The sequence below is a fragment of the Natrinema salaciae genome, from assembly GCF_900110865.1.
Taxonomy (GTDB): domain Archaea; phylum Halobacteriota; class Halobacteria; order Halobacteriales; family Natrialbaceae; genus Natrinema; species Natrinema salaciae.
The window spans coordinates 448,304-461,856 of the sequence record NZ_FOFD01000003.1 but is presented as its reverse complement, the minus strand read 5'-3'; the positions used below and the strand labels follow the sequence as shown (position 1 = coordinate 461,856).

General features: G+C 64.5%; 17 protein-coding genes. 4 read left to right on the top strand and 13 right to left on the bottom strand.

Annotated elements, in window-relative coordinates:
• The first annotated feature begins 8 nt into the window (after window positions 1-8).
• From BMX07_RS11605 to BMX07_RS11595, 3 genes are all read left to right on the top strand, one after another.
• Window positions 9-410, top strand: coding sequence for a 3-methyl-2-oxobutanoate hydroxymethyltransferase (locus BMX07_RS11605; protein ID WP_217643681.1), 402 nt, complete (start codon window positions 9-11; stop codon window positions 408-410).
• 89 nt (window positions 411-499) lie between these two features.
• On the top strand, window positions 500-880 hold the full coding sequence (gene tnpA / locus BMX07_RS11600; protein WP_090617935.1) for an IS200/IS605 family transposase: 381 nt from the start codon (window positions 500-502) through the stop codon (window positions 878-880).
• On the top strand, window positions 877-2,205 hold the full coding sequence (locus tag BMX07_RS11595) for an RNA-guided endonuclease InsQ/TnpB family protein (RefSeq protein ID WP_090617934.1): 1,329 nt from the start codon (window positions 877-879) through the stop codon (window positions 2,203-2,205). The genes tnpA and BMX07_RS11595 overlap by 4 nt, the downstream gene beginning before the upstream one ends.
• A gap of 45 nt (window positions 2,206-2,250) precedes the next feature.
• Here BMX07_RS11595 and BMX07_RS11590 read toward each other — a convergent pair whose 3' ends face one another.
• From BMX07_RS11590 to rpl18a, 8 genes are all read right to left on the bottom strand, one after another.
• A complete protein-coding gene (locus tag BMX07_RS11590) occupies window positions 2,251-2,631 on the bottom strand; it encodes a type II toxin-antitoxin system VapC family toxin (protein WP_090617932.1) in 381 nt (126 codons plus the stop codon).
• Between the two features lie 3 nt (window positions 2,632-2,634).
• Window positions 2,635-2,889 (bottom strand): AbrB/MazE/SpoVT family DNA-binding domain-containing protein, encoded by a 255-nt coding sequence (locus tag BMX07_RS11585; RefSeq protein ID WP_090617930.1) that lies wholly within the window; start codon window positions 2,887-2,889, stop codon window positions 2,635-2,637.
• Window positions 2,890-3,078: 189 nt separating this feature from the next.
• Window positions 3,079-4,848, bottom strand: a complete 1,770-nt coding sequence (locus tag BMX07_RS11580; RefSeq protein ID WP_090617928.1) for a Coenzyme F420 hydrogenase/dehydrogenase, beta subunit C-terminal domain — start codon at window positions 4,846-4,848, stop codon at window positions 3,079-3,081.
• Complete coding sequence (locus BMX07_RS11575; protein ID WP_090618434.1) at window positions 4,838-6,538, bottom strand: nitrite/sulfite reductase; 1,701 nt, start codon at window positions 6,536-6,538, stop codon at window positions 4,838-4,840. The genes BMX07_RS11580 and BMX07_RS11575 overlap by 11 nt, the downstream gene beginning before the upstream one ends.
• A 445-nt stretch (window positions 6,539-6,983) precedes the next feature.
• Complete coding sequence (locus BMX07_RS11570; protein WP_090617926.1) at window positions 6,984-7,610, bottom strand: hypothetical protein; 627 nt, start codon at window positions 7,608-7,610, stop codon at window positions 6,984-6,986.
• A gap of 79 nt (window positions 7,611-7,689) precedes the next feature.
• On the bottom strand, window positions 7,690-9,294 hold the full coding sequence (gene ftsY / locus BMX07_RS11565; RefSeq protein ID WP_090617924.1) for a signal recognition particle-docking protein FtsY: 1,605 nt from the start codon (window positions 9,292-9,294) through the stop codon (window positions 7,690-7,692).
• A gap of 28 nt (window positions 9,295-9,322) precedes the next feature.
• Entirely contained in the window at window positions 9,323-9,769 is a 447-nt protein-coding gene (gene pfdA / locus BMX07_RS11560) for a prefoldin subunit alpha (RefSeq protein ID WP_090617922.1), read from the bottom strand.
• Window positions 9,766-9,942 carry a 50S ribosomal protein L18Ae gene (rpl18a, locus tag BMX07_RS11555; RefSeq protein WP_090617920.1) on the bottom strand — a complete coding sequence of 59 codons (177 nt, stop codon included), beginning with the start codon at window positions 9,940-9,942 and terminating at the stop codon, window positions 9,766-9,768. The genes pfdA and rpl18a overlap by 4 nt, the downstream gene beginning before the upstream one ends.
• 150 nt (window positions 9,943-10,092) lie before the next feature.
• Here rpl18a and BMX07_RS11550 point away from each other — a divergent pair, with 150 nt between their 5' ends.
• Window positions 10,093-10,404: an ASCH domain-containing protein gene (locus BMX07_RS11550; RefSeq protein WP_090617918.1), complete on the top strand. Its 312-nt coding sequence runs from the start codon at window positions 10,093-10,095 to the stop codon at window positions 10,402-10,404.
• A 96-nt stretch (window positions 10,405-10,500) separates the two neighbouring features.
• Here the strand turns inward: BMX07_RS11550 and BMX07_RS11545 are convergent, their stop codons facing one another.
• The 5 genes from BMX07_RS11545 to thpR all read right to left on the bottom strand — a co-directional run bounded on the left by BMX07_RS11545 (window position 10,501) and on the right by thpR (window position 13,502).
• Complete coding sequence (locus BMX07_RS11545) at window positions 10,501-11,166, bottom strand: translation initiation factor IF-6 (protein ID WP_090617916.1); 666 nt, start codon at window positions 11,164-11,166, stop codon at window positions 10,501-10,503.
• A 2-nt stretch (window positions 11,167-11,168) separates the two neighbouring features.
• A complete protein-coding gene (locus tag BMX07_RS11540; protein WP_090617914.1) occupies window positions 11,169-11,447 on the bottom strand; it encodes a 50S ribosomal protein L31e in 279 nt (92 codons plus the stop codon).
• Between the two features lie 2 nt (window positions 11,448-11,449).
• Complete coding sequence (locus BMX07_RS11535; protein ID WP_006184874.1) at window positions 11,450-11,602, bottom strand: 50S ribosomal protein L39e; 153 nt, start codon at window positions 11,600-11,602, stop codon at window positions 11,450-11,452.
• Window positions 11,603-11,761: 159 nt separating this feature from the next.
• Complete coding sequence (locus BMX07_RS11530) at window positions 11,762-12,736, bottom strand: hypothetical protein (protein WP_090618433.1); 975 nt, start codon at window positions 12,734-12,736, stop codon at window positions 11,762-11,764.
• Between the two features lie 202 nt (window positions 12,737-12,938).
• Window positions 12,939-13,502, bottom strand: a complete 564-nt coding sequence (gene thpR / locus BMX07_RS11525; RefSeq protein ID WP_090617912.1) for an RNA 2',3'-cyclic phosphodiesterase — start codon at window positions 13,500-13,502, stop codon at window positions 12,939-12,941.
• Window positions 13,503-13,553: the final 51 nt, after the last annotated feature.

Here is a 13,553-nt window from a genome sequence, read left to right as displayed (position 1 = left end):
GTCGCTTCGTGAAGGAAGCCGGAGCGGACGCGGTGAAGATAGAGACGGCACCTCACGGAGAGACCACCATCGAAATCGTCGACCGACTCACGGAACTGGGGATTCCAGTCCAGGGTCACGTCGGACTGACCCCACAGTGGATGCGCCAGATCGGTGGCGGATACGTCCAAGGACGGGATCACGAGACGTCGGCTGCCGTCGATGCACTCGTCGAAACCGCCACGAAACTGGAAGCCGCTGGCGCGTTCTCCGTCGTGCTCGAGGCGGTCACGGAAGCGACCGAAAAGGCCGCGACCGAAGCGCTCGAGGTTCCCACCATCGGTATCGGTGCCGGTCGGTACGTCGACGGGCAAGTCCTCGTGATTACGGGAAATTCGAAGCGAAAGCCTCGCCCTTCAGGGCGGGGATGAAGCCGACCAACAGTATTCAACCGGCAACGATGGCATAGACGGGGTTCCAACACAATCTTTAACACATCAGACTATGATAGTATGCATAGATGGTAAAGAGTACCCGTCACGCGAAATACGAACTCCACTACCACATAGTGTTCGTGCCGAAGTATCGGCGTTCGCACCTGACGGGGAAGACGAAGGAACGTCTCGAAGCCATCTTCGCGGAAATCTGTGCGGACAAAGACCTCGAACTGGCCGAGTCCGAGGTCATGCCCGACCACGTACACCTCTTCATCGGGAGTCCACCGAAGAACGCACCGTCCCTCATCGTCAACTGGGTCAAGGGCATCTCCGCTCGCAAGTACAACCAACGCTACGACGACCGTGTGAAGTGGACTCGTTCGTACTACGTCGGTACGGCGGGGAGTGCCTCGAAGGGCGCTGTCGAACAGTACATCGCTGAACAGGAAGGTGACGACGAATGAAGCGAGTCAACACCTTCGAGGTCGTTCCACAGACCGAGAACGACAAAGAGTGCCTCCTACGGCTACTCGACGCCTCCGCCTCTCTGTGGAACGAGTTGACCTACGAACGTCGTCAGAACTACTTCGGTAACGGCGACGTATGGGACACCTCCGAATACCGAGGGCGCTACAACGGTGTCGTCGGAAGCGCGACCGTCCAACAGGTCACGCGCAAGAATAGCGAAGCATGGCGATCGTTCTTCGCCCTCAAGGAGAACGGCGAGGACGCCAACCCACCGTCGTACTGGGGCAACGAGGAGGACGGACGCGAACTCCGTACCTACATCCGAAACAACCAGTACACGATTCAGTGGGGGAAGCGTAGCCGGCTCGAAATTCCTGTCGGGCAAGAACTGAAAGACGAATACGGACTCGGCTACCACGAACGACTCCGCCTCGAAGTCCGAGGCAACCCGAAGTGGGACGGCAAACAGGGCCGTCTGGAACTTGAGTACGACGAAGTGAGCGACACGTTCAGGGCTTTCCGACCAGTCACCGTCCCTGATTCTCGACTGGATTCACCACTGGCTTCTCACGAAGCCGCCCTCGACGTTGGCGCAAACAATCTCGTCGCCTGTTCCACGACCACTGGGAACCAGTACCTCTACGACGGCCGGGAGTTGTTCGGACGGTTCCGCGAGACGACAGACGAAATCGCCCGTCTACAGTCGAAATTGCCCGAGAGACTGCGTCTCTCGGAATCACGGAAGACGAAGTCTTCCGGACGACTCCGCGAGGGACGCTACAGTTCCAAGCGGATTCGACGGCTGTACCGACAGCGAACGAAGCGCCGTGACCACGCACAGAACGCGCTGGTGCGCGACCTCGTTGAACGACTGTACGACGAGGGCGTGGCGACGGTGTACGTGGGCGACTTGACCAACGTACTGGAAGCGCACTGGTCGGTCAGAGTGAACGAGAAGACGCACAACTTCTGGGCGTTCAAGAAGTTCATCCACCGTCTCGCGTGCGTCTGTGAGGAGTACGGCATCAGTCTCGAAGCCGAGTCGGAAGCATGGACGAGTCAGACGTGTCCCGAGTGTGGCGACCATGAGGAGACGGTTCGCCACGGAGATACGCTGACGTGTCCATGCGGATTCGAGGGACACGCCGACCTCACGGCGTCAGAGACGTTCCTTCGAGAAAACAGCGATACGGAAGTCAGGCCGATGGCACGGCCCGTGCGATTCGAGTGGGACGACCACGATTGGTCGGGGAAACCACACCCTCACGAAAGTCCCAAAGAAGTGCGCACAAACCCGCAAGTTGCCTCCGTGGGTCGGTAGCCGAACCCAACGGAGGAATCCTCGCGCTTTAGCGCGGGGAGGATGTCAATCGAGCTCCGCTTCTTCGATCGCGATCCGGTCGTCCGTCACGTCATCGAACGCTTTGTCCGACGAAACGAGCGGATCCTCGTCCGCGTAAGCTGCGTGATACGCGTCGAAGGCGGTGAGCCCGTCCTGTTCCATGTAGTCCGCTGCCTGGAACAGAACGCTTTCGTCCTCGGGGACCGCTGCAATCTCGAGTGCATAGGTGAGCGCTTCCATACGATCGAACTCGAATCGGTCTGAAATTACGAGCAATTCGAGCAGCGTTGCCCGTGAGGTATAGATCTCCCCCTCTTTCTCGAGAGCAATCTTGGCCGCGCGATCCTGAAGCCAATCGTCGTCTTTGACCAGTGCGATGAAGAAGTCCGTATCGGCGTAGAGCATTGACTATCCCTCGGTTGCGTCGTCGATAGCCTCTTCTCGAGCGGCCGCACGCGCCTCTCGCTTGATTTCCGCAATCGATTTGTCGTCGAAGGCGTCACCGACGGCGTCACGAAGTCCCTCGATAGGGTCGTCCCCAAGCGGGATCAGTTCGACCCGATCGTTTAGTTCGACAACGCGGTATCGGTCGCCATGTTTCTCCCTGATCTCGTGCGGAATGACGATTCGACCTCGATCGTCGGCTTCGGCCCTTTTGCTCATCGTGGTACCGCTACTTGGGGAACAAGCAAAAATGTTCCCACGATTATCGCCAGTTTTCCCCGAAATCCCGTCACAGAGCAAATCGCAGAAACTCAAAGCGGGAACGTCGGGCTAAGACCGTGGGTGGCTGATGATTCTCTTCGAGGAATCGCAACAACGACGAAAAGATCAGCTCGCGTCCGAACCCGCTCAGTGACCGAAGTCGTGCGGGTTCAGCTCGGTGCCGTAGTTCTCGGCGTGGTCCGTGTAGTCGATGAACCGGGGTGCATCGGGATCGAACGGGCGCTCGAGGCTCTCGAAGGCCTTCTTCTTGTCCCAGCCCTGAAGCTTGCCGACCGCGGACTTGTCCTCCAGGTCGTGGTAGTCGAGTTTGGGCTCGGTCAGTTCCCACGCCTTCATCCCCTGCTCGGTTCGGATGATGACGCTCGAGTACTCGTCGGACGAGCCGACGGAGCCGACGGTGATGTCGGAACAGAAGCCGGTGAAGTCGGCACACTCGTCACAGCCCTTGAGCGCGGCGTCGTGGAAGTTCTCGATGTCCTCCTCGACGATCATCTCGCCGTCGTGGTCGTAGACCATCATCTTGCCGTTGAGGACGTCCATCTTGCCGATCTCGGACGGCGAGATGCCCCGCTTTTCCTCCAGCTGCTCGCCCATGAGGCTGTGGTAGTTGAAGTTCTTGGTACACATCAGCGCGATCGTGTAGTCGACCGCGCGGATGCCCTCGTTCTGGGCCTGATAGTCCCACTCGAAGTCCTGCAGGGCGCGGATGCCCTCGATCTCGCACGGCGTGCCGACGATCGCGAGGCTGAGCTCGTCCCAGGACTTGTCGGGGAGCTTGTGCTCCCACTGCTCGAGGTCGAGGTTGCCCAGCGCGAGCGTCTGATTGTAGACGGTGCCGGCGTTCGCGATGAGTTCCTCGGTCGTCGTCGCGAGGTAGCTCTCGGCCTTCCAGGCCTCCTCGTCGCTCTCGGTGGCGACGAGCGCGCCGTCGATCTCGCCCTCCTCGAGCAGGGTCGCGAGGACGCCGGTGACGACGCCGCCGTCCTGTGCCTCGTCGGTCCAGTCGTCCTCGACCTTCGCGGAGAACTCCGTGATCGGGTCGCCGGCCCCTTTGACGTTGTCGTCGCCGCCGGTGATCTTCCACTGGCGCTCGTAGCGCATACCGCCGCGGGGACAGAAGTCCCAACAGAGCGAACAGCCGGTACACATCTTGACCAGTTCCGGCAGGCCATCGTCGCCGACGCCGATCGAATCCGACGGACAGGCGGCGACGCAGGTCCCACACTGGATACAGCGGCCCTCGTCGATGACGGCCTCGTCCAGTTCCATGAACCAGGTCTTCTCGTCCGGCGTCTCGATATCGTTCATCTCCGACCGGATCGAGTACGTCGGCGTATCCAGATCGACGCCGTCCGGAATCCCGACGCGAGTGTCCGGCGCATCGTCGTAGACGTCCTGACTGACGCCCTCGGCGGGCTCGGTGAACTCGAGGTCGCCGAGTTCGCCCATCTCGTCGACGTTCGCCACACCGGCACCGTCGGTCGCGACGGGCTGGGTCTCGGACTCGACGTCGGCAGCGGTCTTCTCGCCGCAGGTACACGTGTCCGGGGAGCAACCGTCGCCGCCGTCCGTGGCGATGGCACCCTCTCGAGCGTGGTCGGTGTTCTCCCGGGAGCGGGACGCGCCGCTGCCGGCGTCCGGGACGCTGACGGCGTCGGCGTCGTCCGATTCCGGGACGTGGGGGAAGCGACGCTCGTCGTCGCTCCCTCGCGGGTCGCTTCGCTCCCCGCTCGGTTCGTCCGCGGCCTCCCGTCGGTCGGCCTCGCTGCTCGCGTGTCGCTTCTCGCTCGCGGTTTCACCGCTCGCTTCACCGGGATCCTCGCTTCGCTCGGATCCCGCGTCTCCCGCTCGCTTCTTCGAGGACTCACTGCGTTCGTCCTCGCTCTCAGTCCCCATGGGCAACACCCCGTGCAACCGGCGCGTCGGCACCGTGCATGATCCCACGGAGCCGCTCGTTGTCGACGCCGCGACACCACTCGTAGAACGCCTCGCCGTCGTCGCGATCGGCGGAGTAGGCCTCGAACAACTGCTCTAGGGCCGGGATCACGGAGTCGGCGGGCACGGCACTCTCGACCCAGTCGAGGAACTCGTTGTCGGCACCCAGCGACCCGCCGAGGCCGAAGTCCATCCCTTCGACGAGATTGTCGCCCTCTTCGTTGGGCGAGTCCTCGTCCTCGAGTTTGACGGTCTCGCCGCGGAAGCCGATGTCGGCGATCTGGGGCTGGGCACACGACGCGGAACAGCCGGACATGTGCATCCGGATGGCTTCGATGTCGTCGGGCACGTCGATGCGCTCGTCGAGTTCGCGGGCCCAGCGCTTGGTGCGTTTCTTCGTCTCGATGATGGCGTAGTTACAGAACTCGTTGCCCGTACAGCCGACCGCACCGCGGGAGAACGCGCCCGGATCGGGGCTGTACTCCTGCGCGAACGGTTCGGCGAGGAGGTCGTCGACGTTCTCCTCGGGGATGTGGGTGATGAGGAAGTTCTGGTCGGTCGCCAGACGCACGGACGCGTCCTCGGTGCCGTACTTCTCGGCGGCGCGGGCCGCGTCGGCGAACTCGTCGCCGCCCATGCGGCCGGCGATCACGTTGAAGCCGACGTACGTGAGCCCGTCCTGTTTCTGTTCGTGGACGCCGACGTGGTCGCCCTGGTACCCGACGGTCAGGTTCTCGCCGCCGGTCGGCAGGTCGACGGTAGAGCGGTCGCGGACCGCTTCCTCGAACTTTTCGGCCCCCATCTGCTCGACGAGGTAGCGCATGCGGCAGACGCCGCGGTTGTTGCGGTCGCCGAGTTCCTTGAACGTCTGGGCGACGGCGCGGCAGAACTCGACGGCGTCTTCGGGCGGGATGAAGACGTCGAGCTCCGAGCCCATCCGCGGACCGTCCGAGAGACCGCCGCCGACGCGGGCGTGGAAGCCGTAGTAGTGCTCGCCATCGATCTCCTTTTTCGCCGGAACGAGGCCGACGTCGTTGATCTGAGACTGCGCGCAGTCGTGGGCGCAGCCGGTGATCGTGATCTTGAACTTCCGCGGGAGGTTGGCGTACTCGCGATTCTCGGTGAAGAAGTCCGAGACGGCCTCAATGACCGGCTGCGCGTTGAAACACTCGTGATCGTCGAGTCCGGCTGCGGGGCAGCCGAGCACGTTCCGGGCCGAGTCGCCACAGCCCTGAACGGTCGTCAGGCCGACCTCGTCGTATCGGTCCCACATCTCCGGGACGTCCTCGACGCGGATCCAGTGTTTCTGAATGTCCTGTCGGGTCGTGATGTCGAGATACGCGTCACCCCAGAGTTCGTTCTGTTCCTCGCCGCCGTACTCCTCGGGAGCGACCGCGAGGTCGTCCGTAACCTCACCGATCACTTCGGCCTGCTCCGGCGTGAGCTTCCCACCGGGCACCTTGGTTCGGATCATGAAGTAGCCCTCCTGCTTCTGGGCGTACATGCCGGCCCACTTCAGCCGCTCCCACTCGCCGCCGCCGGCGCGCTCCTCGATTTCCTCGAAGGAGAGCTCCTCGTCGGCGTAGTCGTAGACGTCGTCGATGACGTCGAGGGGATGTTTCTCCTGCTTGTGTTCTTCGACGGTGTTCACGCGAACCACCCCGTGGTTCGTACGGAACCGGACGAATCGACGCGTTCGCTACGCATTCGAACCACCGCCGCTGTGCGATGCGGCAGCCTGGTAACCGATCGGATTAGTTTGAAGGACCATTGTTTAGCGGGTAATACCACCCCACCCGTATACACCCCCGCAACTCGGCGAATCATGACGTGGGTCGTTTTCCCCGGACAATATTGCCATATCTCTCGGGAACCGACGAGGGAACCGACCGGAAACCGGTTGCAGTCGGTCTCCGCGAGCACATCGAGCCCGACTCCCCCGCCAGCGGCGTCGGTAATGGCGGCAATTGTATCCCATACCCGGGAAGCAAGTCGAGTCCCCCGACGCGAACGGTATCCGGCGGCACCCGAGTTCCCCGGGCAGGTCCAGCCCCGGGAAGCGACCGCGCGCCGACCCCCGTTCGGGGCGGGAGCCGCTACTCGAAACAGGCGACGAGCACTCCCTGCGTTCGCGGATCGGGGTCGAACACGGGCTCGTCGGCGATACCGCCGTACCGCGCCCGAAGCACGACGTTCTCGTCGACGTAGTAGGTGACGCGGACGTCCCACTCGTCGCGAGCCCCAGTCGTCGCGTATTGCGTCTCGGTCGTCACGTTGTAGATGATCGCTACCAGAACGGCATCCGGGTTCCCGGCCGAGCCGATCGCGGCCCGCCGGGCGTCGGTGCGACGGAGTTCGAACGTTTGCGCCACGGACCCGTATCGCTCGAGGAACGCGTTCTGTCGGTACGCCCGCTCGAACTCGGTGACGAACTGATTCGCGCCGCGGACCAGCGACGACGGGCGGTCCGTGGACTCCTCGCCGGACCCGGTTTCCGCCGGTCGCGACGGATACTCGCGCGGTTCGAGCGCGTCCTCGTCCGTGGGCACGTCGGGTTCGGGACGGTCGACGTCGCGACACTCGTATCGGTCCGCGGGGACGGTTCCCGACTCGAGCGCCGAATCACCGCTACCGTTCGAGGAGTACTCGAATCCACCCGTCGCGACCGCCGCGGTCGTGGCAACCGACGCGAGAAGCGTCCGTCGGGAGCGAGGGCGGTTCATACTCCGACTTCTCAAACGGATAATAAGTGTCTTCTGAAAGTACGTCGAATTGCCCCGACGACGGGCGACCGAGGCGCGGCTAGTCCTCGTCGGCGAGGAGCCGATCGACCATCTCGTCGGGGTCGAACCGCTCTAGGTCGTCGTACCCTTGCCCGACGCCGAGGAACAGGATCGGTTTCCCGGTGACGTGGGCAACCGAGATCGCCGCACCGCCGTTGGAGTCGGCGTCGGCTTTCGTCAGGATCGCCCCGTCGATCGCCGCGGCCTCGTTGAACTCGCGGGCGCGGTTGACCGCGTCCTGCCCGGCGACGGCCTCGTCGACGAACAGCGTCATGTCGGGATCGACGACGCGACCGATCTTCTCGAGTTGGTCCATCAACCCCTCGTCGGTGTGGAGCCGACCCGCCGTATCGCCCAGCACGACGTCGATGTCGTTGGCCTCGGCGTACTCGACGGCGTCGTACAGCACCGCCGCGGGGTCACCACCCTGTTCGTGACTGATGCACTTCGTGTCCAGCGCGTCGGCGTGTTCCTGGATCTGCTCGTTCGCTCCCGCGCGGTAGGTGTCGCCGTTCGCCATCACGGTCGAGTAGCCGCGTTCCTCGAAGTACCGGCTCATCTTGGCGATCGACGTGGTCTTTCCGACGCCGTTGACGCCGGTGAAGATGATGGTGACGGGTTTGTCCTCGACGGCGATGCGCTCGTCGAAGTCGAACTGCCCGACGCTGATCACGTCGTAGATCGCGTTGCGCAGCGCCTCCTCGACGACCTCGCCGGTCGAGGTCGTGAACGTACGGGTCTCGCCGACCAACTCGTCGCGGATGTTGTCGAGGATTTCCTCGGCGACGCCCATCTCGACGTCGCTCGAGAGCAGCGCCATCTCGAGTTCGTAGAGCGGGTCCTCGAGATCCTCCTCCTCGATGACGAACTTCCCCTTGACGAGGGATCTAGCCTTGGCACCGAACCCGGTTCCGCCGCCGTCGTCGTCGTCCGACGGGGCGTCGCTCGCCGCGTCCGTATCGTCGTCCTCGTCGTCGAGCGGGCCCTCGTCGATGGCCGACGCGTCGTCGGCGGGTTCGTCGTCGCCCGCCGCTGCACCGCCCGACTCCTCGTCGGGAGCCGCGTCGTCCGACTCCGCTTCGCCGTCGTCGGACCGCCCCGTGATGAGGGATCTGGCTCTGGCACCGAAGCCGGTTCTGCCGCCGCCGTCGTCGTCCGCGTCCGTCTCGTCCGCAGCGTCCACATCGTCCGCATCGTCCTCGTCGGCAGGGGCCGTCTCGTCCGGTCCCGGTTCGTCGGCGTCGGACTCGAGGAAAGCGGGTTCCGAATCGGTCGCCGGCTCCTGTGCTGTGGACTCGACTGCGTCCGCAGTGGCGGACTCGGTCGTCGACCGCGAGTCGGCGTCCGGTTCCGCTCCCGGTTCCGACGCCGACTCTACCTCCGCGTCCGGCTCGACCGTAGCCGACGCCGTCGCTTCCGATCGGCTCGTCTCGGTGTCCGCCGGTTCGGGGGTAGTATCGGTGACTTCCGCGTCCGTCGACTCCGCGGCCTCCGTCTCCGGCTCGTCCGCCTCGAGCGCCGCGTCGTCGAGTTCGTCGTCGTCGACTTCCTCGACGTTCTCTTCGGCGGCCGCTTCGGCGTCTTCGCGGAAGCTACCGAGCTTGTCCTTCAGATTGTCGAACATGGGTATCGATGGGAGTCCCTACGCCGCGTTATTCGTCGGGCTGCCCCTGGCCCATCCCCTGCATCTGCTGTTGCATCGCCTGCTGCTGGAGCTGCTGGGCCTGCTGTTCGAGCTCGCTGCTCTCGGTCTCGAGTTCGGCGATATCCTCGTTGAGCTCGTCGATCTGCTCGTCGAGGTGGTCTTTCTTGTTCTCGAGGGCGTCGACGGCGTCGTCTTCCTCGAACTCCGCAGCGTAGTCGGCGCCGAGTTCGACGATCACTTCGTCGATGTTCTCGATCGTCGTTCGGAGGTACGCGCCGCCGCCCAGGGGCATCTGGACGGTCGAACCCGTCTCGAGCGTCTCGACGGCTTCGATGGCCTCGTCGACCTCGGTCTTCTCCTGCTGGATGGCCTCGACGTTCGTCCGCAGAGCCTCGATCTGTTCTTCGATCTCCTGAAGCTCCTGGGACAGCTGCTGGAGTTGCTGCTGACTCATTGCTGGGCTACCTCCTCGAGTTCGATCTCCGTCCGTTTGAGCCCGTGCTGGCTCCCGAGCTGGGAGTATGCGTGTTCACGAGCGACGTTCTCGTTCTCGGCGTCGATGGTCGTCTCGAACTCCGCGAAACCGTCGCGGTTCTTGAACCGACCACTGACCGTAAATTGACTCATGTCTGCCCTTCCGGCAGGCAGTCGGAAGAATCTTCCCTTCCCATTCGCGGCTCCGCCTTCCGGCTGCACGTCAGAAGACGGACGCCGCTCGCCGGTCTCCCGACGAGCGGCGGGTCAACGATTTTACCGCGGCGGGTCGAAGCCGCGACCATGAGCGAACTCGATGCCGGGGAACTGCTACCGAGCGACCGGATGCAAACGCAGGCCCTCGAGGGAGACGTCACCCAGATCCACCGCGGCCACCGGTACGCCGAGGCGGGAGACACGTTCGCGATCGACGGAACGACCTTCGAAGTGACCGACGTCCGCGAGCGCACGCTCGGGGAGCTGACCGACGAGGATGCGCAGGCCGAAGGGATGGACGACCTCGACGGGTATCGACGCATGCTCGAGCGCGCCCACGAGAACTTCGAGTGGGACGACGACAGCGAGGTCGTGTTGCACCGATTCGAACGGCGATAAGCGCCGCCGGATCGGGTCCGATAGGCGTCGATTGCGACCGCTCGAGGCCGGTTGGAGAGACGTGGAGAAATCGGGCCTCGCGGCCGCTCGCAGCGATCAGTCGAGATAGCCCAGCGCGTCCTCGATCCGGCCCAGTTCGGGTCCGGTCGTGTCCTCGCCGACGACGTAGCCGGCCTCGTTGGCGATCAGGCCGGAGCCGACCAGCGGTGCGCCGTAGTTGACCGTGCCGACGTCGGCCCGCACGTCCAGGGCGTCCTCGAGCGCGTCGAGCTCCTCGTCGGTCGCCTTCGGATGGCAGAGCACGCCGGTGTTCGTCGCCACCGCGGCGGTACCGACGGTCCGGACGCCCGCGAGGTCGCCGCGTTCGACGGGGACCTCAAGCGTGTCCGCGACGATCTGAACCGCCTCACGGGGCAGGTCCGGATGGACGTAGGCCCCGTAGTCGTTTGCGAGCACGACGTTCCCGGCGGCGTTGATACTGCCCGGCAGTTCGGCGACGGGGACGTCGACGGTCTCCTCGAGTCCCTCGCGCTCGTACTCGAGGACGCGGGAACTGACGAGCAGTCCGTTCTCGTTGCCCGTCGCTAACGCACCGACCGTCGAGGAGCCGCCAACGGTCGTCCGGATGGCGGGGACCTCGAGTTCGTCCGTCAGGTCGGCAGCGACGTCGTCGTCGACGTCGTGGCGAACGAGCACGCACGAGTCGGTCGCACGGGCGAAGACGCCGACGTAGGCCGACCCGGCGAAGGCGAGGCGCTGCAAGTTTAGTCCGCGACCTCGGCCTCGACGACGGCTTCACCCTCTTCGTCGAAGCGGGCTGCGCGGACGCGCAGCTTTCGCGGCGGGTTGGAGCGGCCGTTCTTCCAGACGGTCTCGTTGATAGAGGGGTCCAGACGGATGGCGTCCTCGTCGACCGCGAAGTGTTTCGCGAGGTGTTCACGGACGAGTCGCATCGCGTAGTCGGCGGCCTCGTGGTTGGCCCCCTTCTTGACGTCGCGCAGCGGAACGGTTACAACGCGTTCCTCGAAATCACTTGCACTCATCGTTACTCGTCAGTGTCGTTGCGCCGCCAGTTGCGTCGTTTCGGGTTGCGCTGGACGTCCATGTCCGTCTTCATCATAACCCAGGCCGGGACGCGGCTGTTCTGGTTCTCGAGTTTGGCAAGTCGCTTCTTCTTGCCCTTCGATTTTTTACCCATAGTAGCCGGACGTAGCCCACGCTGGCTTAAAATCTTGTCCATCTAAGCGGCGGCACCCGGTGGGCCGGAGAGACGCCGATCGAAGCCCCGTCGGACGACTTCGTCCGCACTCGATCCGCGGACCGATCGCGCCGACGAGCGAGTTCTTCGAGGGGGGGATCAGGAATCGAACCGGCGCTCGAGGTACCGCGTCACGCCCTCGCACGTCGCCTCGCTGAGGTCGGTCGTGTAGCTCCAGTTCTCGATTCCGTCGGTGCCGTCGTGGCGATAGAATCGATTCCTGTCACAGCAGCCGGTGCCGTGGAAGCGGGTGCCGCCACCGATCCGGTCCGGGCCGGCGTAGGCCGTCGCGATCGGAGAGATTTCCAGCGTCACCTCGTCCGTCCGGACGGCCGTCCCGAGTTCGTGATCGCAGTACGCGTCGCCGATAGCCGCGACGATGTCGTCCGGGAGGAACGTGTGAATCGTCTCGTGGATCGCCATGTTTCGGGTCACCGCTCGCGAGTCCCAGACCTCGGTCGCGCCGACGTTCGCGACGGTCTGTGCGTCGCCACCGTCGCCGTCGCCGGCGTCCCGTTCGCCGGTGATCGAGTTCGGTGCCAGCGTCCCGCCGTAGCCGACGCGGAAGTTCAGCGGCGACCAGCGCAGGAAGACGTGACAGGCCCGACCGGTGAGCGCGTCGCGGTTCCGCAGCCGCTCGCGAAAGCGCTCGAGGAGGGTCTCGAGCGACGGGAGCACGGCGTCGACCGAGAGCGGCGTCGTCGACGGCGGGAATCGGATTGGCGCACCGCGCTCGACGCTGATCTCGAGGGACTCGAGTCGGGCGCGGTCGCGGGCATATGCGAGCACCTGCTCGAACGCCGAATCGATGGCCGCCAGCGCGTCCCGGAAGGGAGCGGGCCAGTCGCGATGGAGGGCGTCGAGTCCGTATCGGAGTCGAGCCTGGGGCGGAACGGTGCCAGGATAGACCCGAATCCGAACGGGGGCGTCGCGGCCTGGATCGGTCGCCGTCCGCGATGCACCGATCGAGGACGCGAGGGTCGCGCCCCCGATCGCAGCGAGGGCCTCGCGCCGCGTAACGCGCCACTGGCCGCTCGCACGCTCCGACGGACGGTCGTCGAACCCGGGGCCCATCGTCTCGGATTCGCTACGGCGGACCCGATCTTGATACCCAGTTCTGTATTTTCTGACTATACCGAGTTCGAGCGGCATAACACGTCAGTTCAATCGACAGTCGTCTCTCGAGAACGCGGCCGAATCGAACACTACCGATCGGCGACAACGGCCTCGCCGGCCACGCCCTGTCCGACGGCGCGTCCGCTCGACGACGGCAGGCTCACTCGAGCGGGAACGACTCGACCGTCGAGTAGACTGGCCCCTCGTCCGTGAGGCTGCTCTCTGTCAGTCGAATCTCGTCGACGCGAGCCTCGCCGATCGTCGGCTCGCGCTCCTGTACGAGTTCCTGGACCAGTTCCTTCCCGCCGGCGTGTTCCATCCGCGCGAGCGTGACGTGGGGCGTGAAGTCGTGCTCCTCGGCGTCGAACCCCATCGCCGTCGTCCGCTCTTCGATGGCTTCGTGGAGTCGAGTGAGTTCCTCGCCGCCGTCCTCGACGCCCAGCCAAACGACGCTGATGTAGTCGAGGGACGGGAAGACGCCCAACCCACCGTAGCGGACGGTGAACGGATCGATACCGGCGTCCTCGACGGCGGCGGCGAGTTCCCGCTCGAGGGCGGGCAGCCGGTCCTCGTCGAGACCGCCGAGGAACGTCATCGTGACGTGGGCCTGCTCGGGATCGGTGAACGTGAGCCCGCTGGCGTCGGCGAACTCGTCTTGCAGGTCGGCGACCGGGTCGGCGAGCGCGTCGGGGAGGTCGACGCTGACGAACAGTCGCTTGCTCATACTGCGACGTATGCCGGCGTCGCTTAAGATTTACTCGTCGGCGTTTCACGT

Bases quoted from the DNA above. Each gene is read 5' to 3' on its own strand.
- BMX07_RS11530 (WP_090618433.1), bottom strand. From the start codon at position 12,736: ATGGGCCCCGGGTTCGACGACCGTCCGTCGGAGCGTGCGAGCGGCCAG.
- pfdA (WP_090617922.1), bottom strand. From the start codon at position 9,769: ATGAGTCAGCAGCAACTCCAGCAGCTGTCCCAGGAGCTTCAGGAGATC.
- BMX07_RS11590 (WP_090617932.1), bottom strand. From the start codon at position 2,631: ATGCTCTACGCCGATACGGACTTCTTCATCGCACTGGTCAAAGACGAC.
- thpR (WP_090617912.1), bottom strand. From the start codon at position 13,502: ATGAGCAAGCGACTGTTCGTCAGCGTCGACCTCCCCGACGCGCTCGCC.
- BMX07_RS11585 (WP_090617930.1), bottom strand. From the start codon at position 2,889: ATGAGCAAAAGGGCCGAAGCCGACGATCGAGGTCGAATCGTCATTCCG.
- BMX07_RS11540 (WP_090617914.1), bottom strand. From the start codon at position 11,447: ATGAGTGCAAGTGATTTCGAGGAACGCGTTGTAACCGTTCCGCTGCGC.
- BMX07_RS11550 (WP_090617918.1), top strand. From the start codon at position 10,093: ATGAGCGAACTCGATGCCGGGGAACTGCTACCGAGCGACCGGATGCAA.
- BMX07_RS11580 (WP_090617928.1), bottom strand. From the start codon at position 4,848: ATGGGGACTGAGAGCGAGGACGAACGCAGTGAGTCCTCGAAGAAGCGA.
- ftsY (WP_090617924.1), bottom strand. From the start codon at position 9,294: ATGTTCGACAATCTGAAGGACAAGCTCGGTAGCTTCCGCGAAGACGCC.
- BMX07_RS11595 (WP_090617934.1), top strand. From the start codon at position 877: ATGAAGCGAGTCAACACCTTCGAGGTCGTTCCACAGACCGAGAACGAC.
- BMX07_RS11570 (WP_090617926.1), bottom strand. From the start codon at position 7,610: ATGAACCGCCCTCGCTCCCGACGGACGCTTCTCGCGTCGGTTGCCACG.
- rpl18a (WP_090617920.1), bottom strand. From the start codon at position 9,942: ATGAGTCAATTTACGGTCAGTGGTCGGTTCAAGAACCGCGACGGTTTC.
- tnpA (WP_090617935.1), top strand. From the start codon at position 500: ATGGTAAAGAGTACCCGTCACGCGAAATACGAACTCCACTACCACATA.
- BMX07_RS11535 (WP_006184874.1), bottom strand. From the start codon at position 11,602: ATGGGTAAAAAATCGAAGGGCAAGAAGAAGCGACTTGCCAAACTCGAG.